The sequence below is a fragment of the Ensifer sp. ENS09 genome, from assembly GCF_014852425.1.
In the GTDB taxonomy this organism is placed as follows: domain Bacteria; phylum Pseudomonadota; class Alphaproteobacteria; order Rhizobiales; family Rhizobiaceae; genus Ensifer.
The window spans coordinates 985,665-1,006,844 of sequence record NZ_JACVBP010000002.1 but is presented as its reverse complement, the minus strand read 5'-3'; the positions used below and the strand labels follow the sequence as shown (position 1 = coordinate 1,006,844).

Annotated in this window: 19 protein-coding genes; 12 read left to right on the top strand and 7 right to left on the bottom strand. The window is 63.2% G+C overall.

Going from position 1 to position 21,180, the window contains the following annotated elements:
* Window positions 1-139: 139 nt before the first annotated feature.
* Window positions 140-568: an RbsD/FucU family protein gene (locus tag IB267_RS12975; RefSeq protein WP_192447971.1), complete on the bottom strand. Its 429-nt coding sequence runs from the start codon at window positions 566-568 to the stop codon at window positions 140-142.
* A complete protein-coding gene (locus IB267_RS12970; protein WP_192447970.1) occupies window positions 568-1,800 on the bottom strand; it encodes an ROK family transcriptional regulator in 1,233 nt (410 codons plus the stop codon). Before IB267_RS12970 ends, IB267_RS12975 begins: the two co-directional genes overlap by 1 nt.
* A gap of 341 nt (window positions 1,801-2,141) precedes the next feature.
* On the opposite strand from IB267_RS12970, the gene IB267_RS12965 reads away from it, so the two are divergent.
* The 7 genes from IB267_RS12965 (at window position 2,142) to IB267_RS12935 (ending at window position 8,816) form a co-directional block, all read left to right on the top strand.
* Entirely contained in the window at window positions 2,142-3,167 is a 1,026-nt protein-coding gene (locus IB267_RS12965) for a sugar ABC transporter substrate-binding protein (protein WP_034797243.1), read from the top strand.
* Window positions 3,168-3,368: 201 nt separating this feature from the next.
* Entirely contained in the window at window positions 3,369-4,454 is a 1,086-nt protein-coding gene (locus IB267_RS12960) for an ABC transporter permease (RefSeq protein WP_192447969.1), read from the top strand.
* Window positions 4,454-5,236 carry an ATP-binding cassette domain-containing protein gene (locus IB267_RS12955; RefSeq protein ID WP_034797240.1) on the top strand — a complete coding sequence of 261 codons (783 nt, stop codon included), beginning with the start codon at window positions 4,454-4,456 and terminating at the stop codon, window positions 5,234-5,236. Before IB267_RS12960 ends, IB267_RS12955 begins: the two co-directional genes overlap by 1 nt.
* Window positions 5,233-5,853: a nucleoside triphosphate hydrolase gene (locus tag IB267_RS12950; RefSeq protein ID WP_192447968.1), complete on the top strand. Its 621-nt coding sequence runs from the start codon at window positions 5,233-5,235 to the stop codon at window positions 5,851-5,853. The genes IB267_RS12955 and IB267_RS12950 overlap by 4 nt, the downstream gene beginning before the upstream one ends.
* A gap of 186 nt (window positions 5,854-6,039) precedes the next feature.
* Window positions 6,040-7,077, top strand: coding sequence for a dihydroorotase (pyrC, locus tag IB267_RS12945; RefSeq protein WP_192447967.1), 1,038 nt, complete (start codon window positions 6,040-6,042; stop codon window positions 7,075-7,077).
* 27 nt (window positions 7,078-7,104) lie between these two features.
* Entirely contained in the window at window positions 7,105-7,797 is a 693-nt protein-coding gene (locus tag IB267_RS12940; protein WP_043618867.1) for an orotate phosphoribosyltransferase, read from the top strand.
* A gap of 92 nt (window positions 7,798-7,889) precedes the next feature.
* Window positions 7,890-8,816 carry a carbohydrate kinase gene (locus tag IB267_RS12935; protein WP_192447966.1) on the top strand — a complete coding sequence of 309 codons (927 nt, stop codon included), beginning with the start codon at window positions 7,890-7,892 and terminating at the stop codon, window positions 8,814-8,816.
* Window positions 8,817-8,819: 3 nt separating this feature from the next.
* On the opposite strand, the gene IB267_RS12930 is transcribed toward IB267_RS12935, so the two are convergent.
* From IB267_RS12930 to IB267_RS12910, 5 genes are all read right to left on the bottom strand, one after another.
* Entirely contained in the window at window positions 8,820-9,032 is a 213-nt protein-coding gene (locus IB267_RS12930; RefSeq protein ID WP_192447965.1) for a helix-turn-helix transcriptional regulator, read from the bottom strand.
* 3 nt (window positions 9,033-9,035) lie between these two features.
* Window positions 9,036-9,590 carry a DUF2975 domain-containing protein gene (locus IB267_RS12925; protein ID WP_192447964.1) on the bottom strand — a complete coding sequence of 185 codons (555 nt, stop codon included), beginning with the start codon at window positions 9,588-9,590 and terminating at the stop codon, window positions 9,036-9,038.
* Between the two features lie 112 nt (window positions 9,591-9,702).
* Window positions 9,703-10,182: a hypothetical protein gene (locus IB267_RS12920; RefSeq protein ID WP_192447963.1), complete on the bottom strand. Its 480-nt coding sequence runs from the start codon at window positions 10,180-10,182 to the stop codon at window positions 9,703-9,705.
* 159 nt (window positions 10,183-10,341) lie between these two features.
* Window positions 10,342-11,967, bottom strand: coding sequence for a glucose-6-phosphate isomerase (gene pgi, locus IB267_RS12915; RefSeq protein WP_192447962.1), 1,626 nt, complete (start codon window positions 11,965-11,967; stop codon window positions 10,342-10,344).
* Window positions 11,968-12,106: 139 nt separating this feature from the next.
* A complete protein-coding gene (locus IB267_RS12910; RefSeq protein ID WP_192447961.1) occupies window positions 12,107-13,807 on the bottom strand; it encodes a long-chain fatty acid--CoA ligase in 1,701 nt (566 codons plus the stop codon).
* Window positions 13,808-14,156: 349 nt separating this feature from the next.
* Here IB267_RS12910 and IB267_RS12905 point away from each other — a divergent pair, with 349 nt between their 5' ends.
* The 5 genes from IB267_RS12905 to kdpB all read left to right on the top strand — a co-directional run bounded on the left by IB267_RS12905 (window position 14,157) and on the right by kdpB (window position 21,179).
* The gene (locus tag IB267_RS12905) at window positions 14,157-15,380 is read left to right on the top strand and encodes an MFS transporter (protein WP_246810618.1); all 1,224 of its coding nucleotides are present in this window, start codon (window positions 14,157-14,159) and stop codon (window positions 15,378-15,380) included.
* Window positions 15,381-15,568: 188 nt separating this feature from the next.
* A complete protein-coding gene (locus IB267_RS12900) occupies window positions 15,569-16,729 on the top strand; it encodes an AI-2E family transporter (protein WP_192447959.1) in 1,161 nt (386 codons plus the stop codon).
* Between the two features lie 326 nt (window positions 16,730-17,055).
* A complete protein-coding gene (gene kdpF / locus IB267_RS33875) occupies window positions 17,056-17,142 on the top strand; it encodes a K(+)-transporting ATPase subunit F (protein WP_043618850.1) in 87 nt (28 codons plus the stop codon).
* An 85-nt stretch (window positions 17,143-17,227) separates the two neighbouring features.
* Window positions 17,228-18,937 (top strand): potassium-transporting ATPase subunit KdpA, encoded by a 1,710-nt coding sequence (gene kdpA / locus IB267_RS12890; RefSeq protein ID WP_192447958.1) that lies wholly within the window; start codon window positions 17,228-17,230, stop codon window positions 18,935-18,937.
* A 124-nt stretch (window positions 18,938-19,061) separates the two neighbouring features.
* Entirely contained in the window at window positions 19,062-21,179 is a 2,118-nt protein-coding gene (kdpB, locus tag IB267_RS12885) for a potassium-transporting ATPase subunit KdpB (RefSeq protein WP_192447957.1), read from the top strand.
* Window position 21,180: the final 1 nt, after the last annotated feature.

Here is a 21,180-nt window from a genome sequence, read left to right as displayed (position 1 = left end):
TTTTGCGTTTGAACAGGGTCGGAGTGGGTGCGTGCGGAAAACCGCGCACACGTTTCCTCATCGCGTTCTCGGCGCATTCGGTCTTTGATTTTCGCATGTCGTCATCGCAAAACCGCTGCGCGCTCTTGCGCGACATGCTCTAGGGATAGATCACGCCCTTGCGCAGGATGACGTTGCCGTAAAGTCGAGGCTCGCTGGTCTGCACGACCGTATGGGCGGCTCTCACCCGCGGATAGAAATCGGCGCCGAGCAGGGGAACGACGCGGCGGTTCGGCTCGTGCCTGCCGCAGCACGCGATGATCTCCTGGTGGACCGGATCGAGCGCGTCCTTGTCCTGTTTGACCGTTGCCCGGAAGATCGCGTCGGCCACGAAATCGTCGATCGGCAAGACGCTCAAGATGGCGTCGAGCACCGGGATCAGCCCATGCCCGTCGAGCCGCACGAGCCGGCGCGCATGTTCCTGGCCGGGATAGTTGCCATCCACCAGCGCGATCTCGTCGCCATGGCCCATCGCCCGCAGCGTTGCGAGCAGTTCGGGACTGAGGATCGGGTTTAGGCCTTTCAGCATCAGCCGAGCTCCTTGAAGAGGACATTGGTGTCGAGCAGGTAGCGGGAAAAGAGCGGCAGGCTCGCGCCGCCGATGGCGCGCGCGTGGCTGCCAACCATGCCTTCCACCAGTTCGGGAATGGTCACGCCCTGAAGGTCGAGGTCGTAGAGCGCCTTGCGCGTGGCGGAAAGCAGCCGCGCCCGCACCCAGGGCGGAAAGCCGCCGTCGATGACGACGGCGGAGAAATCGACGATCGAGACGGCGGAGACGACGGCCTGGGCAAGAGCTGCGCCGCAATCGTCGATCCAGATGTCGAGCGGCTCGCCGAAATCGATCCAGTCGTCGGCCGAATACCAAAGCGGTCGCGGATCGATGCCGCGCTCGCGCAGGAGGTTCTCGAGCACGAAGACCGAGGCGATCTTGAGGAGCTGAATGGTCTTGCCGTCCTTGCCCGAGACCGGCAGCGGGCCGACGGCGCCGGCCGTGCCGGTGCGTCCGGAAAAGAGCGCGGAGTTCAGCACGACGCCGCCGCCGATGAACGAGCCGATGTAGAAATAGACGAAATCCGGATAGCTGGCGCCGACGCCGAAGGCGAGTTCGGCGCCGCAGGCGCTGGTGCCGTCGTTCTGCAGGAAAACGGGATAGGTGGTGCGGGCTGCGACCGCCGCCTGCAGGTCGACGTCGCGCCACTTGTTCATCTCTTCGCGCGGCGCGCCCACTTCCTCCGCCCAGTTCCAGAGTTCGAAGGGCGTGGCGATGCCGATGCCGGCAATGCGCTTGCGCTGGTCGGGGCCAAGCTGCTGTTCGAGCTTTGCCATGCCCGAAATGATGAAATCGACGAGATCGCCGGGCAGCGGATAGGGGTGCACATGGTGCAGATGCAGACGGATGGTGCCGACGAAATCCATCAACACCAGATCGGCGCTGCGTCGGCCGATCTTGACGCCGAAGGAATAGACCGCGTCCGGATTGAGCCGCATCGGCGTCGAGGGCTGCCCGACCTTGCCTCTGACGGGGTCGCCCTTGACCAGAAGGCCGTCGCTTTCGAGCGCCCGCATGATCACCGAGACGGTCTGCGCCGACAGGCCGGAGCGCCGGGCGATGTCGGCCTTGGAGAGGCCGCCGTGGCGCCGGACAAGCGACATGACCAGCCGCTCGTTATAGGCGCGCACACGCGTCTGGTTGGCGCCGCCACTCGGGTCGATGACTTCAGGTTGCGTCGGTCCCCTGTCGGGGCCGTCTGTCAGTGACATGCCACCGTCTCCTCCCGTTGGCATTGGATCATGTGCGCAGGACGCAGGCGGAAACCGCATGGGGCAGTCCCATTCCGTTCTGCTGCCCGCTTGGCGCAGGTCTCTTGTTTCCACTTGTCGCGGCTCTGTCAATTTGATCGGCGCGCCAATCCTCCGGTGGACCGCTGTCATCCCAAGAATGCCACATCGAAATAATAATTCAATTTGATTTATTTATTGACACCCCGGAAATTTAGTGTTTGTTTTTGTCTCGGAAGCGCCAGTTGCAGCGGAGGAGAATGCTGCGGTGGTGTAGCCAGGGCCGGTCCGCCGGCACGATTTTCAATCCTTGGGAGGATTTCATGAAGAAGACTGTTCTTTCCGCTGCTTTTGGCGCGCTGTCGCTTGGCGTTGTCTTCGCCATGCCCGCGCAAGCCGCCGATGTCGGCGCCTGCCTGATTACCAAGACCGACACCAACCCCTTTTTCGTCAAGATGAAAGAGGGCGCGACTGCCAAGGCCAAGGAACTCGGCGTGACGCTGAAGTCCTATGCCGGCAAGATCGACGGCGACCATGACAGCCAGGTGGCTGCGGTCGAATCCTGCATTGCAGACGGTGCCAAAGGCATCCTGATCGCCGCCTCCGACACCAAGGCGATCGTCGATCAGGTCAAGAAGGCGCAGGAAGCCGGTCTGCTCGTGATCGCGCTCGACACGCCGCTCGATCCGGCAACCGCCGCCGATGCGACCTTTGCTACCGACAACCTGCTCGCCGGCAAGCTGATCGGCCAATGGGCCGCCGCCACCATGGGTGATGGTGCCAAGACCGCCAAGATCGGCTTCCTCGACCTGACGCCGTCGCAGCCGACAGTCGACGTTTTGCGCGACCAGGGCTTCATGATGGGCTTCGGCATCGACACGAAGGATCCGAACAAGATCGGCGACGAGGATGATCCGCGCATCGTCGGCCACGACGTCACCAACGGCAACGAGGAAGGCGGCCGCAAGGCGATGGAGAACCTTCTGCAGAAGGATCCTGATATCAACGTCATCCACACGATCAACGAGCCGGCCGCCGTCGGCGCCTACCAGGCACTGAAGGCCGTCGGCAAGGAAAAGGACGTGCTGATCGTGTCGGTCGACGGGGGTTGCCCGGGCGTCAAGTCGGTCGCCGAAGGTGTCATCGGCGCAACCTCGCAGCAGTACCCGCTGATGATGGCGGCGCTGGGCATCGAGGCGATCAAGAAGTTCGCCGACACCGGCGAGAAGCCGAAGCCAACCGAAGGCAAGGACTTCTTCGACACCGGCGTTTCGCTGGTCACCGACAAGCCGGCAGCCGGCGTCGAATCGATCGATACCAAGGTCGGCACGGAGAAGTGCTGGGGCTGATCGCCACCTCGCTTCGAACGTATGAGCCAGTCACCGAAGGGCGGCCCCGGCCGCCCTTCGCATAAGCGCCGATGTCTTTGACAAGGCGAAGAAAACCGCGCAGCCTCTTGTAGGAGTGCTGATGCCCGCCCGAAGGCGGGCGGGCTGTGCACCAAGCAGCATCGCAACCCCTTGGGAGCGGGGTTCACGGGAGGAAGGTCCATGGGCGAGCCCAACACAGCCGCGCAGCCATCCCAGGAATTCGAAAAAGTCCTGGTCAACAGTTCGACGCAGGTCGCGTCGTTCGACACGCATGACAAGACAGCGGTCCAGAAGATCCAGCATTTCCTGCATTCGACGCCGGCCGCCGTGCCGTTCATCGTGCTGGTCGCTGCGATCCTGATTTTCGGCATCGCCATCGGGGGTAAGTTCTTCTCGTCCTATACCCTGACCCTCATCCTCCAGCAGATCGCCATCGTCGGTATCCTCGGCGCGGCGCAGACGCTGGTTATCCTGACCGCCGGCATCGACCTTTCGATCGGCGTGATCATGGTGCTTTCAGCCGTCATCATGGGCAATTGCGCCGTGACCTACGGACTTCCCGCACCGATCGCCATCGCCATCGGCTTCCTCGTCGGCGGCGCCTGCGGCTTCCTCAACGGTTTCCTCGTTTCCAGGGTAAAGCTGCCGCCGTTCATCGTGACGCTCGGCACCTGGTACGTGATCATGTCGACGAACTTCATCTATTCGGCCAACGCGACGATCCGCGAGGCCGACGTGACGGCCGTCACCCAGATGCTCCACCTCTTCGGCGTCAGCTTCAAGGTGGGCTCCGCCGTCTTCACGCTCGGCGTGGTGATGATGGTCGTGCTGGTCTTGGGCCTCTGGTACGCGCTGAACCACACAGCCTGGGGCCGCCACCTCTATGCCGTTGGCGACGATCCGGAAGCGGCGAAGCTCTCGGGTATCCGCACCAGCCGCGTGCTTTTGAGCGCCTACACGCTGGCCGGCCTGATCGCGGCGCTTGCCGCCTGGGTGTCGATCGGCCGCAATGGCTCGATCTCGCCGTCTGCAGCCGTCACCGACTACAATCTGCAGGCCATCACCGCAGCCGTGATCGGCGGCATCTCGCTCTTCGGTGGCCGCGGGTCGATCCTCGGCACACTGATCGGCGCGATGATCGTCGGCGTCGTCTCCATGGGGCTCAACATGCTCGGCGCCGATCCGCAGTGGAAAGTCTTCCTCACCGGCGTCTTGATCATCACCGCCGTCGCAATCGACCAATGGATCAGAAAGGTAGCAGGCTGATGGCTCAGGAACCCATTCTCACCGCGCGCGGCCTGGTCAAGCGTTACGGTCGCGTCACCGCCCTCGATCATGCCGATTTCGATCTCTATCCAGGCGAGATCCTCGCCGTGATCGGCGACAACGGTGCCGGCAAGTCCTCGATGATCAAGGCGATCTCCGGCGCCATCACGCCGGATGAGGGCGAGATCCGGCTTGAGGGCCAACTGATCAACTTCCGTTCGCCGATGGAAGCGCGAACGGCCGGCATCGAAACGGTCTATCAGAACCTGGCGCTGTCGCCGGCGCTGTCGATCGCCGACAACATGTTCCTCGGCCGCGAAATCCGCAAACCTGGCATCATGGGCAAGCTCTTCCGCACCCTCGATCGCGCGGAAATGGAAAAGCGGGCGCGGGCGAAACTGTCCGAGCTCGGGCTGATGACGATCCAGAACATCAACCAGGCGGTGGAAACGCTCTCGGGCGGCCAGCGCCAGGGTGTTGCCGTGGCTCGGGCCGCGGCATTCGGCTCCAAGGTGGTGATCATGGACGAGCCGACGGCGGCACTCGGCGTCAAGGAAAGCCGGCGGGTGCTGGAGCTGATCCTCGACGTGCGCTCGCGCGGCCTGCCGATCGTCTTGATCTCGCACAACATGCCGCATGTGTTCGAGGTGGCCGACCGCATCCACGTTCACCGTCTCGGCAAGCGCCTCTGCGTCATCAATCCGAAGGAGCATACGATGTCGGATGCGGTTGCCTTCATGACCGGGGCGAAGGAGCCGCCGCGCGAGGCGCTTGCGGCATGAATGTCGAGCCGGTCGCCAACGAAATCCTGAAACGGGCGGCCGGTGCCGCCCGCTTCGTCGTCGCCATCGCTGGGCCGCCCGGTGCCGGCAAGTCGACGCTGGCCGAGGCGCTGGCCGAAACCCTGGTTGTCGGCGGCGAAAGGGCGGCGGTTCTGCCGATGGACGGCTTCCACATGGACAATGCCGTTCTTGAGGAAAAAGGTCTCCTCCCACGGAAGGGGTCGCCGGAGACGTTCGACGTCAGGGCTTTTCTTTCGACGGTCGCCGCGGTGCGCGCCAATGACGGCGAGGTGCTGGTTCCGGTCTTCGACCGCTCGCGCGAGATCGCGATCGCCTCGGCCCGGATCGTTGCGCCCGAGACCCGCATCATCCTGGTTGAGGGCAATTACCTGCTGCTCGACGAGGCGCCTTGGTCGGGGCTCGAAGGCGCCTTCGATTTCTCGATCTTCATCAATCCCGGCGTCGAGGAACTGGAGCGGCGGCTTCTAAAACGCTGGTACGATCACGGCTATGACGAGGAGGCGGCAAAGCGCAAGGCTCTCGGTAACGACATCCCGAACGCGCATCGGGTGGTCGAGCATCAGCGGGCTGCCGATCTGGTGCTTGCGGATTTCTGAGCGATGGCCGGATTGCGGATTGTGTTTGCGGGCGCATTGGTGATATCGAGACGCGGTTCCACCACATGAGAAACCGCCCGCCACCCGCGCACCCGCCGGCTCGCAAAGCCGCGCGCGCGGATCGGGCGCGAGCCCGGGGCTGCGGTTTTCCGTCTGCGCCTGCTCTGACCTAGGAGAACGCTGACCATGCAAGACCTCGTTATCCGCCGCCCGGATGATTGGCACCTTCATTTGCGCGACGGCGACATGCTGAAGGGTGTTATCGCCGATACCAGCCGCCATTTCGCCCGCGCGATCATCATGCCCAACCTGGTGCCGCCTGTCGTCACCACTGCAGACGCCTCCGCCTATCGCGAACGTATCGTCTCGGCGATCCCGGCCGGGGACCGGTTCGAGCCGCTGATGACGCTCTACCTGACCGCAGGCACCCATCCCGACGACGTCGAAGCCGGCCACAAGAGCGGTCTCGTCAAGGCGGTCAAGCTCTACCCGGCAGGTGCGACGACCAACTCGCACAGCGGCGTGCGCAACATCGACGAGGCGATGCCGGTGCTGGAGCGCATGGCAAAGATCGGCCTGCCGCTCTGCGTGCATGGCGAAGTCACCAGCGCGGATGTCGACATCTTCGACCGCGAGGCCGTGTTCATCGAGACCGTGCTCGATCCCTTGCGCAAGCGCCTGCCGGAACTGAAGGTGACGATGGAGCACGTCACCACCAAGGACGGCATCGACTACATCAAGGCGTCGAAGGCGAACCTTGCAGGTTCGATCACCACCCATCACCTGATCATCAACCGCAACGCCATTCTCGTCGGTGGGATCAAGCCACACTATTACTGCCTGCCGGTCGCCAAGCGCGAGAACCACCGCCTGGCATTGCGCGCGGCTGCCGTCTCCGGCGACAAGCGCTTCTTCCTCGGCACGGACTCCGCACCGCACGTCGATCCGCTGAAGGAATGCGCCTGCGGCTGCGCCGGCATCTACACCTCGATCAACACCATGAGCTGCCTGGCGCATGTGTTCGAAGAGGAGGGCGCGCTCGACAAGCTCGAAACTTTCGCCTCGCTGAACGGCCCCGCCTGGTACGGCCTGCCGGTTAACGAGGAAACGATCACGCTGCGCAAGCAGGCCGAGGCCGTAACCTATCCGAAGAAGATCGAGACCGGCGCCGGTACGGTCACTGTTTTCGATCCGATGTTCCCGCTGCACTGGGCCGTCGTTTGATCGCTTGAAGTTTTGAAGGAGAGTTTGATGTTTTCCAACGCGTTCACCGACAAGGCCGTCATGGCCGAGCTGGTCGCCAAGATGCTCTGGGAGATCAAGGCGGTGCATTTTAGCGCCGACAAGCCCTACAAGCTGTCGTCCGGCATGGCGAGCCCGGTCTATATCGACTGCCGCAAGCTGATTTCCTATCCGCGCATCCGCTCGGCGGTGATGGATTTTGCTGCAGCGTCGATCCTGCGCGAAGCCGGTTTTGAGAAGTTCGACGTGGTTGCAGGCGGCGAAACCGCCGGCATTCCCTTCGCCGCCATGCTTGCCGAACGTCTCGGTCTGCCGATGATCTATGTGCGCAAGGCGCCCAAGGGCCACGGCCGCAACGCCCAGATCGAAGGCCATATGCCGGAAGGCGCCCGCGTTCTCGTCATCGAGGACCTGACGACGGCTGGTGGCTCGATGTTCAAGTTCATCGACGCCATTCGTGCGGCCGGTGGCATCGTCGACCACGGCATTGCGCTCTTCTACTACGACATCTTCCCGGAAGCGGTCGGCGAGATGAAGGGCAAGGGCGTCGACCTGCACTGGATCGCCACCTGGCGCAACGTGCTTGCGGTCGCCCGCGAGCAGAAGCTGTTCGACGAAAAGACGCTCGGCGAAGTCGAGGCCTTCCTCAACGCGCCGCTCGCCTGGTCGGGCCGCAACGGCGGCGTCAGCGCCTTGGCGTAATCTCTGGCGAAGCCCCGGTTCTGCCGGGGCCTCGTAGCGTCTTCAGTCATAATTTTTAAATCGATTGAAAATCTGTCGAGGAGGATAAGCCGATGATCGTATGTTGCGGAGAAGCGCTGATCGACATGCTGCCGCGGGACACGACCGCGGGCGAGAGCGCCTTTGCGCCCTATGCCGGCGGCGCGATCTTCAACACGGCGATCGCCCTTGGCCGCCTCGGCATCCAGACCGGATTTTTCACGGGTCTCTCCGACGACATGTTCGGCGATATCCTGCGCGACACGCTGACGGCAGCGAATGTCGATTTCGGCCCCTGCGCCACGCTGTCGCTGCACACGACGCTTGCCTTCGTCAAGCTGGTCAACGGCCATGCCAGCTACGCCTTCTTCGACGAAAACACTGCCGGTCGCATGATCACGTCAGAGCATCTGCCGGCGCTTGGCGACTTCTGCGAGGCGCTGCATTTTGGCGCGATCAGCCTGATCCCCGAGCCCTGCGGCTCGACCTATGAAGCGCTGATGACGCGCGAGCATGAGAAGCGGGTGATTTCCTTCGACCCGAACATCCGGCCGGGCTTCATCAAGGACAGGGAATCGCACCTCGCCCGCATGAACCGCATGGCGGCGATGTCCGATATCATCAAGTTCTCCGACGAGGACCTCGCCTGGTTCGGCATGGAAGGCAGCCACGACGATCTCGCCGCCGAATGGCTGAGACGCGGCCCGAAGCTGGTGCTGATCACCAAGGGCGCCGATGGCGCCGTCGGCTACACCGCGCGCCACAAGGTCGAAGTTGCCGGTGAGCGGGTGACGGTGGTCGATACCGTTGGCGCCGGCGACACGTTCGATGCCGGCGTGCTGGCATCGCTGAAGCTGGCCGGCCTCCTGAGCAAGGCAGATGTTGCAGATCTCACTGAGGCCGCCGTCCGCAATGCGCTGGCGCTCGGCGCCAAGGCGGCAGCCGTCACCGTCTCGCGCGCCGGCGCCAACCCGCCGTGGAAGCATGAAATCGGTCTTTGATCGTTAGCCTGGGTCCGGGCGGTATTCCAGAATATCGCCCGGCTGGCAGTCGAGGGCTGCGCAGATCTTTTCCAGTGTGTCGAAGCGCACGCCCTTCACTTTTCCGGATTTCAGCAGCGAGATGTTCTGCTCGGTGATCCCCACCTGCTCGGCAAGGTCGCGTGAGCGGACCTTGCGTTTCGCCAGCATCACATCGAGATTGACGACGATCGGCATGCGTTAGACGAAGCTCCTGTTCTCCGCTTCGATCCCCGACGCGATGACCATGACGTGGCCCAGTCCGACGACCAGGCCCGCCATCAATAGCACGATCATCGTGCCGCCGTTGATGTCGAACATCACCGCATGCCCCGTGGCGCCCGGATTGTCATAGGTGACGGCCAATATGCCGATCCCATTGCTGACGGTCATGCACAGCGAACCGAAAAGGACCGTGAGGCCCACTCGCCGCAACAGCACGCCGTTGCGGCTGGAGAGGATCTCTCCACGCTGGAAGCTGTCGAAAAGCTGCCAGGCGAATGCCAGGCCGGCAATGACGAGCGCGTTGTTGAGCGCGGCCAGAAAGATGACGGTCCCGATGGCGCGATAGGACAGGGTGATGATCTCAACCCGAGGGAAGACGATGTCGCGAACGCCCTGTTCGAAGCCTTGCCGGTCGAAGAAGATCTGCCAATGGGTGTAGACGACCGCCGAACAGAACAACGCTCCGCACAAAATGATCATGAGTTTCATCAAGCGGCTGAGCTTGCGCAGCCTCTCGGCGGAGTTCGTCATGAAAAGTCCTTTATCGTTTGGCTTGTATTTTTATCGTAAAACAATAAATAATTACCGTCAATTGTGATCTTGGTTTGTGGCGAGGCTGAACGAGCACGGGCGGGCTCGCCTCTCAGGCGCAAGGGAGGCACGCCCTGGGAACGGATTGCCCAGGCCGCTGCAGCGGCATCGAACCTGAATTTGCAGAATCCTGGATCGAAGACATGATGCAGAGCATAGAGTCGATCTTGTTCATCTGACGGATGAGTTCGAGATATCTCGCTTGCTCATCCGAATTGAGCTGCTCCGCGTTCTCCATGACCCAAGGGATAATTTCGCGAGAGGCCTCTTCCGGTGGCGTGTCCTTTGCCGTCAGCAGCATCGACCGCGTGAATGTCCGCGCCGCCAGTGTTTTGACCGGTTGCGTACTGTGGCGGAACTGCATGCTCGTCAGTGGGCACCCCTCCATCGCCCGTTCGACGTGGGACTGAACGAGATCGGGGCTCTCTTCGAAGACGGAAATATAGGTCGCGGCAAAAGGCGTCTTGTCATCATTCGATATGACATAGGCGCCTGTCGCCAAAAGTGCGGCCGCAAGGATTGCTATACGCATCAACACTCTCCGTTGCGCGTACAACTACAGGTCAATGCCATAAGAATCGGCTAAGAAATAATGCTGCCTCTGATTGTGCGTCTGCCAAGGCCCATGGCCCCGTGCGCCGAAAGGTTGCACGGAAGGCGCGATATGCACCCTCCGCGCTCAGCCTTTGGTCTAATGCGCAGCCTTCAGCAGTGCTGCCACCAACCCTGCCGTGGACGAGTCGTGACCTTCGGCACTTTCCTTGCCTTCGACCACCGGAAGCAGGCCGGTGGCCAGTTCCTTGCCGAGCTCGACGCCCCACTGGTCGAAGGAGTTGATGTTGAAGAGCGCGCCCTCGACGAAGACGCGGTGCTCGTAAAGCGCGATCAGGCGACCGAGCGCGAAGGGGTCGAGCTGGTCGTAAACGATCGTCAGCGACGGACGGTTGCCGGGAAAGACGCGGTGCGGGGCAATCTTGTCGGCCTTGGCGTCTGCTATGCCCTTGGCGGTCAACTGTGCCTTGGCTTCCGCAAGCGTACGGCCCTTCATCAGCGCTTCCGACTGGGCCAGGCAGTTGGCGATCAAAAGCTCATGTTGGTGGCGCAGGTTCTTTTCATGGCCGTTGGCGGCGATCATGAACTCGGCCGGAATGACGTCCGTGCCCTGGTGGATCAGCTGGTAGAAGGCATGCTGGCCGTTGGTGCCGGGCTCGCCCCAAACGACCGGGCCTGTCGAATACTCGACCGATGTGCTCTCAAGCGTCACGGCCTTGCCGTTCGATTCCATGTCGAGCTGCTGCAGGTAGGCGGGGAAACGCGACAGGCGCTGGTCATAGGGCAGGATCGCCCGCGACGGGTAGCCGAGCACGTTGCGGTGGTAGAAGCCGAGGAGGCCGAGCAGGACCGGAATGTTCTCACGGATCGGGGCGGTGCGGAAATGCTCGTCGATGGCATGGCCGCCATCGAGGAAGCGGCCGAAATTCTCCTTGCCGACCGCGATCATCAGCGGCAGGCCGATCGCCGACCAGATCGAGTAGCGCCCACCGACCCAATCCCAGAAGCCGAAGACGCGGGTCTGGTCGATGCCGAAGGCGGCGACCTTGTCGAGCGCGGTCGAAACGGCAGCGAAGTGATGGCCGACCGCAGCCTCGCCGAGCTTGCCGGCGATGAAGGCGCGGGCGGTCGCCGCATTGGTCATGGTCTCGATGGTGGTGAAGGTCTTCGAGGCGACGATGAAGAGCGAGGTTTCCGGATCGACCAGCTTCAGCGTATCGGCGATATGGGCACCGTCGATGTTGGAAACGAAGTGCAGGCGCGGGCCGTCGTGGAAGGGCGCGAGCGCCAGCGTCGCCATCACCGGGCCGAGATCGGAGCCGCCGATGCCGATGTTGACGACGTCGGTGATCTTCTTGCCGGTCGCACCTTTCAGCGCGCCCGAGCGGATGCCGTCGGCAAAAGCGCCCATGGCGGCAAGCACGCTGTTGACATCGGGCATCACATCCTTGCCGTCGACGAGGATCGGTCGGTTGCTGCGGTTGCGTAGCGCCGTGTGCAGGACGGCACGCTCCTCGGTGATGTTGATGATATCGCCGCGGAACATGGCGTCCCGCTTCTCCTCGACCTTGGCGGCCTTGGCGAGCGCCTCGAGGCCATCCAGCACCTTGTCGTTGACGGCGCATTTCGAATAGTCGAACAGCAGGTCGCCGAGTGTGGTGCTGAAGCGCGCGAAACGTTCTGCGTCGGCGGCGAAGGCCGCGCGGATATCGGTCGCGTTGGTTTCAGCGGCGGTTGCTTTGAGTTGGTCGACAAGCGCTTTCATCGCGGGGCTCCTTGGTCGGACAGGGGTGTCGGACAATCGCCTGCGTAGCTATTCGCTTTAAGTGGACCAAATCAAGACTGGAAAACCGCCGAAGTGGCGGTTTTCAGGATTTTTTAAATCGTTTGAATTTGGGAGTAGTTTACCCGCGCAGGTCCTTGCGCAGGATCTTGCCGACATTGGTCTTCGGCAGTTCGGTGCGGAATTCGACGAAACGCGGGCGCTTGTAGTTGGTGAGGTTGGCGGCGCAGTGGCGCTTGACCTCTTCTTCCGTCAGTGCTGGGTCCCGCTTGACGACGAAGAGCTTGACTGCTTCGCCGGAATGCTCGTCCGGAATGCCGATCGCCGCGCATTCGAGGATGCCCGGATGGGTCATGGCCACTTCCTCAATCTCGTTCGGGAAGACGTTGAAGCCGGAGACCAGGATCATGTCCTTCTTGCGGTCGACGATCTTGACGAGGCCGTCGGCGTTCATGAAGCCGATGTCGCCCGAGCGGAAGAAGCCATCCGGCGAAATTGCCTTGGCCGTCTCGTCCGGCCGCTGCCAGTAGCCAGCCATCACCTGCGGCCCGCGGATGCAGATTTCGCCGACTTCGCCGATCGCCAGCGTATTGCCCTGGTCGTCACGGATCTCGACGTCGGTGGACGGGATCGGCATGCCGATCGTGCCGGTGAACTCGGTCGCGTCGAGGATGTTGGCCGTTGCCACCGGCGAGGTTTCCGAAAGCCCGTAGCCCTCGGCGATCGAGCAGCCGGTCATCTGCTTCCAGCGTTCGGCGACCGGGCGCTGGATCGCCATGCCGCCGCCGAAGGTCAGCATCAGCGACGAGAAGTCGAGCTTCTGGAACTCCGCATTGTTCATCAGCGCGTTGAACAGCGTGTTGAGGCCCGGGAAGATGTTTGTCCTGTGCTTGCCGAGTTCCTTGACGAAGCCCGGAATGTCACGCGGATTGGGGATCAGGATGTTGTTGCCGCCGGTGGCAAGGCCCATCAGCGAATTCACCGTCAGCGCGAAGATATGGTAGAGCGGCAGCGCGCACATGAAGACGAGATTGTCCGGCCGGGCCCTCGAGCGGAACGCCGTCTCGAACCAGATTTCCATCTGTGCCATGTTCGACAAAAGGTTCGAATGGGTAAGCGTCGCGCCCTTCGAAACGCCGGTCGTGCCGCCGGTATATTGCAGGAAGGCGACGTCGCTCGCGGCGACGTTGGGCGTCGTCAGCTTGGCTCGCCCACCCTTGGCAAGCACGTCCTTGAATGAAAGGTGTCCAGGGATCGACCAGGCCGGAACGAGCTTCTTGACGCGGCGGACCACCAGGTTGACGATCGCGCCCTTGAGGCCGAGCATGTCGCCCATAGTCGCGACGACGACGTGCTTGACCGAGGTCTTGTCGACCACCTGCTGCACGGTATGGGCGAAATTCTCCAGAACGAAGATCGCCTTGGCGCCGGAGTCGACCAACTGGTGCTGCAGCTCGCGCGGCGTGTAGAGCGGGTTGACGTTGACGACGGTGAAGCCGGCTCTGAGGATGCCGTAGACGATCACCGGGTTCTGCAGGATGTTCGGCATCATCACCGCGACGCGGTCGCCCTTGGCAAGGCCGAGTGATTGCAGCCAGGCCCCGATCCGTGCGGACTGGGCGTTGAGATCGGCAAAGGTGAGCGTCTTGCCCATGCAGGTGAAGGCCGGGCGGCTCGAATAGCGGGCCACGGCATGGTCGAAGAATTCGCCGATCGACTTGTAGGGCAGGGGGGCAATTTCGCCGGCTATTCCGGCTGGGTAGGATTTCAGCCAGATCTTGCCTGGGCTGATACCCGTCTGTTGTGCGCTGACTTCCGCCATGACCTCTCTCCCTCTGGTCGCCACAGGCTGGCCTGATCGCGGCCTGAGAAAATCCCTCCCGATCCTCTCACGCCGATGAAGATGATGCTTTTGCGACACCTCTTCAAGCTGAGATTCGGGATTATATAACTTTGACGTAAACGTCAACCAAGCTTACGGTTAACAGGCCTCTGCGAGCCTCGCGAAAAAGTATGACGAGAACCGCAAAAGCTTTGCCTGCCGCAGGAAAAACCTGTATTGCATTGCAGCATATCCCTGTTGGTCCAATCCAACATCCGTCGACATATCCCCCAGATTTTTCTCCGGCCGCAAGGCACGGCGACACTGGCCATTGCCCATGAGTGATCCCATGTGTGACGAAGCATTCACCTCTGCCGTCGATCCGCGCCGGGCCCGCGTCTCCGCCGCCGAAGTGGCGCTCGCCGTCGGCGGCTTCGGCATCGGTACCGGCGAATTCGCCATCATGGGTCTGCTGCCGCAGGTCGCCGAAGATGTATCGGTCTCGGTACCCCAGGCCGGCGCTGTCATCAGTGCCTATGCACTCGGCGTTGTCGTCGGTGCGCCGCTGATCGCGGTGCTTGCCGCTCGCTTCTCGCGTTTCCGGGTGCTTCTGGTCCTGATGCTGGTTTTTGCCGTCGGCAACTTCGCGAGCGCCATCGCTCCGGATTTCTACACGCTGATTGCCGCGCGCTTCTTCGCCGGCCTGCCGCACGGCGCCTATTTCGGCGTCGCTGCCCTGGTGGCGGCGGGACTTGCCGCGCCGAACCAGCGCGCCCGCGCCGTCGGGCGCGTGATGATGGGGCTGACCATTGCCACTCTCTTCGGCACGCCGCTCGTCGCCTGGTTCGGCCAGGCGCTCGGCTGGCGCTCCGCCTTTGCCATTGTCGGCGCCATCAGCCTCCTGACCATGGCGCTCACCTTCGCCCACGTGCCGCGGGACAAGGGCAACCCGAAGGCGACGCCGCTTCGCGAACTGGGCGCGCTCGGCAAGCTGCAGGTCTGGCTGATGCTCGGCATCTGCGCCATCGGCTGCGGCGGCATGTTCGCCGTCTTCAGCTACATCACGCCGGCGCTGACCGAAGTCGCGGGTGTTTCGCTTGGTAACGTGCCGATCATGCTTTCTGTCTTCGGCGCCGGCATGATCCTCGGCAACATCGTCGGGGCACGGCTTGCCGACTGGGCGCTGATGCCGGCGATCGGCATCGCCATCGCCTTCAACATCTTTGCCTATGTGCTTTTCTATTTCACCATGGGCAATCCGTGGATCGCCATCGTCAACGTGCTCTTCATCGGCGGCGGCTTTGCCGTCGTCCCGGGCGTACAGACGCGGCTGATGGATGTCGCCGGCGAGGCCCAGACGCTGGCCGCCGCCCTTAGCCACTCCGCCTTCAATCTCGCCAATGCGCTTGGCGCCTGGCTCGGTGGTGTTTCGATCGCCGCCGGTTACGGCTGGACCTCCACCGGTCTCGTCGGCGCCGTTCTCGGCGTCGCCGGCTTCGGCATCTTTCTCGCTTCAGTCTTCGTCGATCGCGCACAGCCTGCGCGTATGGCTGCAAAACCTGCGGCGGAATGACCGGCTTTATCGAAAGAAAGCCAGGGGCTCTTGAACCCTCCTAAATTTTTCTGTCATGTCCCGCCGTTAGCGTCGACCACGGCCCTGAAACTACCGTAAAGCAGGGGCAAAGGGGCGGCGCCCGGCGCCAGACAGGCTGGCAAGGCCTCGGGTTTGTTGTAAAGTCGTCGAAAGACGGAGGATCATTGGTGCAATTGGGCAATCGTGAACGAGAGAATTTTGCCGTGGAGCCGCGGCTCCTCGGGCAAACCGCTATTTCGCGCCATGCCCTTGTCGGCCCCATGACCGCTGCCCGCTGGATGCTGGTCTTCGTTCTGCTTGCCGGCGTCTACTTCTTCCATGGTTTCGTCGTTCCGGTTCTGGCCGCCGTCGTCATCGGTTTTGCCAGCTGGCCGATCTATCGCCGGCTGCTCGCCGGTGTGAACGGCAACCGGACGCTGGCCGCCACTATCGCGATCGTCTGCGTCATTTCCTTCATCGTCGTGCCGATCTCTATCGCTTCCGTCTATGCGGTCGACGAGGTGCGCGACTGGGTCGTCTGGGCGGTCGAGACCAATGCCAATGGTGCCGTGGTGCCCGCCTGGCTGTCCGGTATCCCGGTTGCCGGCGCCTGGCTCGGTGAACAATGGGTCAAGCATATCGGCCATCCGGGTGCGCTCGGCGAACTGGTCCAGCTCGTCAGCGGCTCCAACATCGGCAATATCTACCGCGGCGTCCTGGTCGTGGGCGCGTCGACGTTCCATGCCTTCCTGACGTTGCTGTTCATGATGATCACGCTGTTCTTCGTCTATCGCGACGGCCAGTCCTTCTCCGGCCAGCTCGACAAGCTCGGCGAGCGCATCTTCCCGATGCGCTGGGAGCGGCTGTCGCGCGTCGTGCCGCTGACGATCAGCTCCACGGTCACCGGCATGGGCATCATCGCCATCGGTGAGGGCATCGTGCTCGGCGTCGCCTATTGGCTTGCCGGCGTACCGTCGCCGGTAACCCTCGGCATCATCACCGGCCTGATGGCACTGATCCCGGGTGGCGCGCCGCTCTGCTTCACGCTGGTCTCGGTCTACCTCGTCGCCAGCGGTTCGCCCGTTCACGGCCTGGCGCTGTTCACCTGGGGCACGACCGAACTCTTCATCGTCGACAAGACGCTGCGTCCGCGCCTCGTCGGCGGCCCGATCAAGCTTCCCTTCCTGCCGACCTTCTTCGGCCTTGTCGGTGGCGTGAAGACCATGGGCTTCCTTGGCCTCTTCGTCGGCCCGGTGCTGATGGCGCTGCTCGTTGCCATCTGGCGCGAATGGATGCGCGAAGTCACCGCGCCCACCGAAACGAGCGTGAACCACATCATCAAGGGCTAGGCGTCACGCCAAGCCGGCGGTCGCGGACGTGCGGTCGCCCTGGATCTGTCCGGCATCTCGCTGATAGGCCGATAACGACCGGATCCCGCGCTTATGAAGATCGTATTCCGCCTTCGTCAGCGGACCCTGGCGGGCGTCTTTATCTTTTCCTTATGCCGCCTTCCGACCATCGCAATCGATAATTGACCCGTTGCGGATGCACACTCCGGACCTCAACAGTCCGGAGAATTTGCATGTCCGATGTTCTTTTTCTTGCTGCCGGCGTCGGCGGCTTTGTCGTGTTCGCGCTTTATGCGCGCGCGCTAAGCCGGCTTTAGGAGGGCGTCATGTTCGAAGCCCTGCTCGGTCTTGCCGTCGCTGTCGCGCTTGCGGCCTACCTCGTCGTCACCCTCGTTCGCCCGGAACGGTTCTGACCCGGTCGACGGGATCGGACCCGTTGGCCGTTCGCATCAGCCGGGCGCCGTCGCGCCGTCCGGCCGCCCTTAGCGGAGTAATCTCATGTCTATCATCGGGTGGCTGCAGATCAGCCTCCTCTTCATCGCCGTCCTGATCGTCATCAAGCCGTTGGGGCTTTACATGGCGCGGGTCTTCTCCGGTGAACGCAACGTCTTTTCGCCCGTCCTCGGCCCCGTCGAGCGCGGCCTTTATCTTGCCGCCGGCGTCGATCCGAAGAAGGAGCAGGGCTGGCTCGCCTATACGATGTCGATGCTTGCCTTCAGCCTCGCAGGCTTCGTTTCGCTCTACGCGATCCTCCGGCTGCAGGCCTATCTGCCGATGAACCCGCAAGGCTTCTCGGGCATGCCGTCCGACCTCGCCTTCAACACGGCGGCCAGCTTCGTCACCAACACCAACTGGCAGAACTACGGCGGCGAAACCACGCTCAGCCATTTCAGCCAGATGGCCGGGCTCACGGTGCACAACTTCGTCTCGGCTGCGACCGGCATCGCCATGGCGCTTGCCGTCACCCGCGCCTTCGCCCGCTCGAACGCCTCGACCGTCGGCAATTTCTGGGTCGACCTCACCCGTTCGACGCTCTACGTGCTCCTGCCGATTGCCGTCGTCATGGCGCTTGCCATGGTCTGGAGCGGCCTGCCGCAGACCTTCCACGCCGATCTCACCGCAACCACGCTCGAAGGCGTCAAGCAGACGATCTCAGTCGGCCCGGTCGCAAGCCAGGAAGCGATCAAGCAGCTCGGCACCAATGGCGGCGGCTTCTTCAACGTCAACGCCGCCCATCCGTTCGAAAACCCGACGGCCTTCTCCAACTATCTCAACATCTTCTCGATGCTGTCGATCTCGGCGGCGCTCGTCTACACCTTCGGCCAGATGGTCGGCAACCGCCGCCAGAGCTGGGCCTTCATCGCCGTCACCGGCATCCTGCTGATCTCAGGCGTCGCGGTCGTCTACTGGGCTGAAGCCCAGGGCAACCCGATCCTGACCGCCCTTGGCCTCGATGCCGCCCAGGGCAACATGGAGGGCAAGGAAGTTCGCTTCGGCCAGGCGATGACGGCGCTCTATGCGGCTGTTACGACGGGCCTCTCGGATGGCGGCGTCAACAGCATGCACGGCTCGCTGACGGGCCTCGGCGGTCTCGTGCCGATGTTCCTGATGCAGCTTGGCGAAGTCCTGCCGGGCGGCGTCGGTTCCGGTCTCTACGGCATGGTCGTCTTTGCGATCCTCGCCGTCTTCGTTGCCGGCCTGATGGTCGGCCGTACGCCGGAACTGCTCGGCAAGAAGATCGAAAGCCGCGAGATGAAATACGCGATGTTCGCCGTCCTCATCCTGCCGGCAACGATCCTCGGCTTTGCCGCCGTCTCCGCGATGCTGCCCTTTGCTGTCGCCAGCATCGGCACGGCGGGTCCGCATGGCCTGTCGGAAATCCTCTACGCCTTCACGTCGGCGGCCGGCAACAACGGCTCGGCTTTCGGCGGGCTCACCGGCAACACACCCTGGTACAACACGACGCTAGGCTTCGCGATGCTGCTCGGCCGCTTCGCCTATGCCGTTCCGGTGATGGCGATCGCCGGCTCGATCGCGGTCAAGACCCGCGTACCGGCCTCCAAGGGTACCTTCCCGACCGACACGCCGCTCTTCGTCGGCCTGCTCGTCGGCATCATCCTCATTCTCGGCGGGTTGCAGTTCTTCCCGGCGCTCGCGCTTGGTCCCATCGTCGAGCATCTCTCGATGCTTGCCGGTCAGACCTTCTAGAGCGGGATGAGGAAAAGTGTGTGCGGTTTTCCGCCCGCATCCCGCTCTAACTTATTAGAAACGATCACGTTTATGGTTTGGGTCGACTAGACCCAAACCATCGCGATCTAAAGGAATTCGACACATGTCTTCCAAACCCATCGCTCCCAGTCTTCTGGACCCGGCGATCCTGCTGCCGGCGATCAAGGCGGCGTTCGTCAAGCTCGACCCGCGCCAGCTCGTGCGCAATCCGGTGATCTTCGTCACCGAAGTGGTCGCCGCCGTCGTCACCGGCCTCTTCGTCCGTGATCTCGTAACCGGCGGCGGAGGCGCACTCTTCTCCGGCCAGATCGCTGCCTGGCTCTGGTTCACCGTGCTCTTTGCCACCTTTGCCGAAGCCGTCGCCGAAGGTCGCGGCAAGGCCCAGGCCGACAGCCTGCGCCGTACCAAGTCCGAGCTGACGGCGCGCAAACTCGTCGCCGACGAAGGCCGTGAGACCCAGACGATCCCGGCGACATCACTCAAGGTCGGCGACCTCGTGCTTGTCGAGGCCGGCGAACTGATCCCCGGCGACGGCGAAGTCGTCGAAGGCGTCGCTTCCGTCAACGAGAGCGCCATCACCGGTGAATCGGCGCCCGTCATCCGCGAATCCGGTGGCGACCGCTCGGCTGTCACCGGCGGCACGCAGGTGCTGTCAGACTGGATCAAGATCCGCATCGCCGTCGCACCGGGCGACACCTTCGTCGACCGCATGATCGCTCTGATCGAGGGCGCGCAGCGCCAGAAGACCCCGAACGAGATCGCCCTTTCGATCCTGCTTTCGGGCCTGACGCTGATCTTCCTCGTCGCCGTCGTCACGCTCTGGGGCCTTGCCGGTTATTCCGGTACCGTTCTCTCGGTCACCGTGCTGGCCGCGCTTCTGGTAACGCTGATCCCGACCACCATCGGTGGTCTGCTTTCGGCGATCGGCATCGCCGGCATGGACCGTCTGGTCCGCTTCAACGTCATCGCCACCTCCGGCCGCGCCGTCGAGGCTGCCGGCGACGTCGATACGCTGCTGCTCGACAAGACCGGCACCATCACCTTCGGCAACCGCATGGCCGCCGACTTCATGCCGGTGCCGGGCGTTACCGAGGCCGAGCTTGCCGATGCCGCACTGCTTGCGAGCCTTGCCGACGAAACGCCGGAGGGGCGCTCGATCGCAGCGCTCGCCACCGGTGAATTTGGCCGCCAGACGCCAGATGTGTCGCTGCCCGCGTCCGACAAGGGCGAGGTCCTGGCGCTTGCCGTCGGCGGCGGCGCAAGTCGGGCCGGTGCGACCCGGATCGACGCGGTCATTCCCTTCGCTGCGGAAACGAGGCTTTCGGGCGTCGACTTCGGCGGTCGCCGGTTGCGCAAGGGTGCCGTCGACTCGATCCTGAAGTTCACCGGCATCCGCGACGAGAACGTGCCGAACGAGTTTCGCCGCGCCGTCGATCAGGTGGCCCGCACCGGTGGCACTCCGCTTGCCGTCGCCGACGGTCCGCGCCTGCTCGGCGTCATCCACCTGAAGGACGTGGTGAAGCCCGGCATCAAGGAACGCTTCGCCGCCCTTCGCGCCATGGGCATTCGCACGGTCATGGTCACCGGCGACAACCCGGTGACTGCGGCAGCCATCGCTTCTGAAGCCGGCGTCGATGACTTTCTCGCCGAAGCCACCCCCGAGGACAAGCTTGGCTATATCCGCAAGGAACAGCAGGGCGGTCGTCTCATCGCCATGTGCGGCGACGGCACCAACGACGCGCCGGCGCTTGCCCAGGCCGATGTCGGCGTCGCCATGCAGACCGGGACGCAGGCCGCCCGCGAGGCCGCCAACATGGTGGACCTCGATTCCAGTCCGACGAAGCTCATCGAGATCGTCGAGATCGGCAAGCAGCTGTTGATGACCCGTGGGTCGCTGACGACCTTTTCGATCGCCAACGACGTTGCGAAGTACTTCGCCATCATCCCGGCGCTGTTCATCACCACCTATCCGGCCTTGGCCGCGCTCAACGTCATGGGCCTCGCCTCGCCGCAATCGGCGATCCTGTCGGCGGTGATCTTCAACGCGCTCATCATCGTCGCGCTGATCCCGCTGGCGCTGAAGGGCGTCAAGTACCGGCCGGTCGGTGCGGCAGCGCTTCTGCGCCGCAACCTGCTCGTCTACGGCCTCGGCGGCATTGTCCTGCCCTTCGCCGGCATCAAGCTCGTCGACCTTGCCGTCAACGCACTCAATCTGGTGTAAC

What these genes read in the sequence shown, in the direction of transcription:
- IB267_RS12930 (WP_192447965.1), bottom strand. Translation starts at nt 9,032, where the DNA reads ATGCCGATCGTCGTCAATCTCGATGTGATGCTGGCGAAACGCAAGGTC.
- kdpF (WP_043618850.1), top strand. Translation starts at nt 17,056, where the DNA reads ATGTTCGAAGCCCTGCTCGGTCTTGCCGTCGCTGTCGCGCTTGCGGCC.
- IB267_RS12910 (WP_192447961.1), bottom strand. Translation starts at nt 13,807, where the DNA reads ATGGCGGAAGTCAGCGCACAACAGACGGGTATCAGCCCAGGCAAGATC.
- IB267_RS12905 (WP_246810618.1), top strand. Translation starts at nt 14,157, where the DNA reads ATGTGTGACGAAGCATTCACCTCTGCCGTCGATCCGCGCCGGGCCCGC.
- IB267_RS12965 (WP_034797243.1), top strand. Translation starts at nt 2,142, where the DNA reads ATGAAGAAGACTGTTCTTTCCGCTGCTTTTGGCGCGCTGTCGCTTGGC.
- kdpA (WP_192447958.1), top strand. Translation starts at nt 17,228, where the DNA reads ATGTCTATCATCGGGTGGCTGCAGATCAGCCTCCTCTTCATCGCCGTC.
- pyrC (WP_192447967.1), top strand. Translation starts at nt 6,040, where the DNA reads ATGCAAGACCTCGTTATCCGCCGCCCGGATGATTGGCACCTTCATTTG.
- IB267_RS12935 (WP_192447966.1), top strand. Translation starts at nt 7,890, where the DNA reads ATGATCGTATGTTGCGGAGAAGCGCTGATCGACATGCTGCCGCGGGAC.
- pgi (WP_192447962.1), bottom strand. Translation starts at nt 11,967, where the DNA reads ATGAAAGCGCTTGTCGACCAACTCAAAGCAACCGCCGCTGAAACCAAC.
- IB267_RS12960 (WP_192447969.1), top strand. Translation starts at nt 3,369, where the DNA reads ATGGGCGAGCCCAACACAGCCGCGCAGCCATCCCAGGAATTCGAAAAA.
- IB267_RS12975 (WP_192447971.1), bottom strand. Translation starts at nt 568, where the DNA reads ATGCTGAAAGGCCTAAACCCGATCCTCAGTCCCGAACTGCTCGCAACG.
- IB267_RS12920 (WP_192447963.1), bottom strand. Translation starts at nt 10,182, where the DNA reads ATGCGTATAGCAATCCTTGCGGCCGCACTTTTGGCGACAGGCGCCTAT.
- IB267_RS12940 (WP_043618867.1), top strand. Translation starts at nt 7,105, where the DNA reads ATGTTTTCCAACGCGTTCACCGACAAGGCCGTCATGGCCGAGCTGGTC.
- IB267_RS12955 (WP_034797240.1), top strand. Translation starts at nt 4,454, where the DNA reads ATGGCTCAGGAACCCATTCTCACCGCGCGCGGCCTGGTCAAGCGTTAC.
- IB267_RS12925 (WP_192447964.1), bottom strand. Translation starts at nt 9,590, where the DNA reads ATGACGAACTCCGCCGAGAGGCTGCGCAAGCTCAGCCGCTTGATGAAA.
- IB267_RS12950 (WP_192447968.1), top strand. Translation starts at nt 5,233, where the DNA reads ATGAATGTCGAGCCGGTCGCCAACGAAATCCTGAAACGGGCGGCCGGT.
- IB267_RS12970 (WP_192447970.1), bottom strand. Translation starts at nt 1,800, where the DNA reads ATGTCACTGACAGACGGCCCCGACAGGGGACCGACGCAACCTGAAGTC.
- kdpB (WP_192447957.1), top strand. Translation starts at nt 19,062, where the DNA reads ATGTCTTCCAAACCCATCGCTCCCAGTCTTCTGGACCCGGCGATCCTG.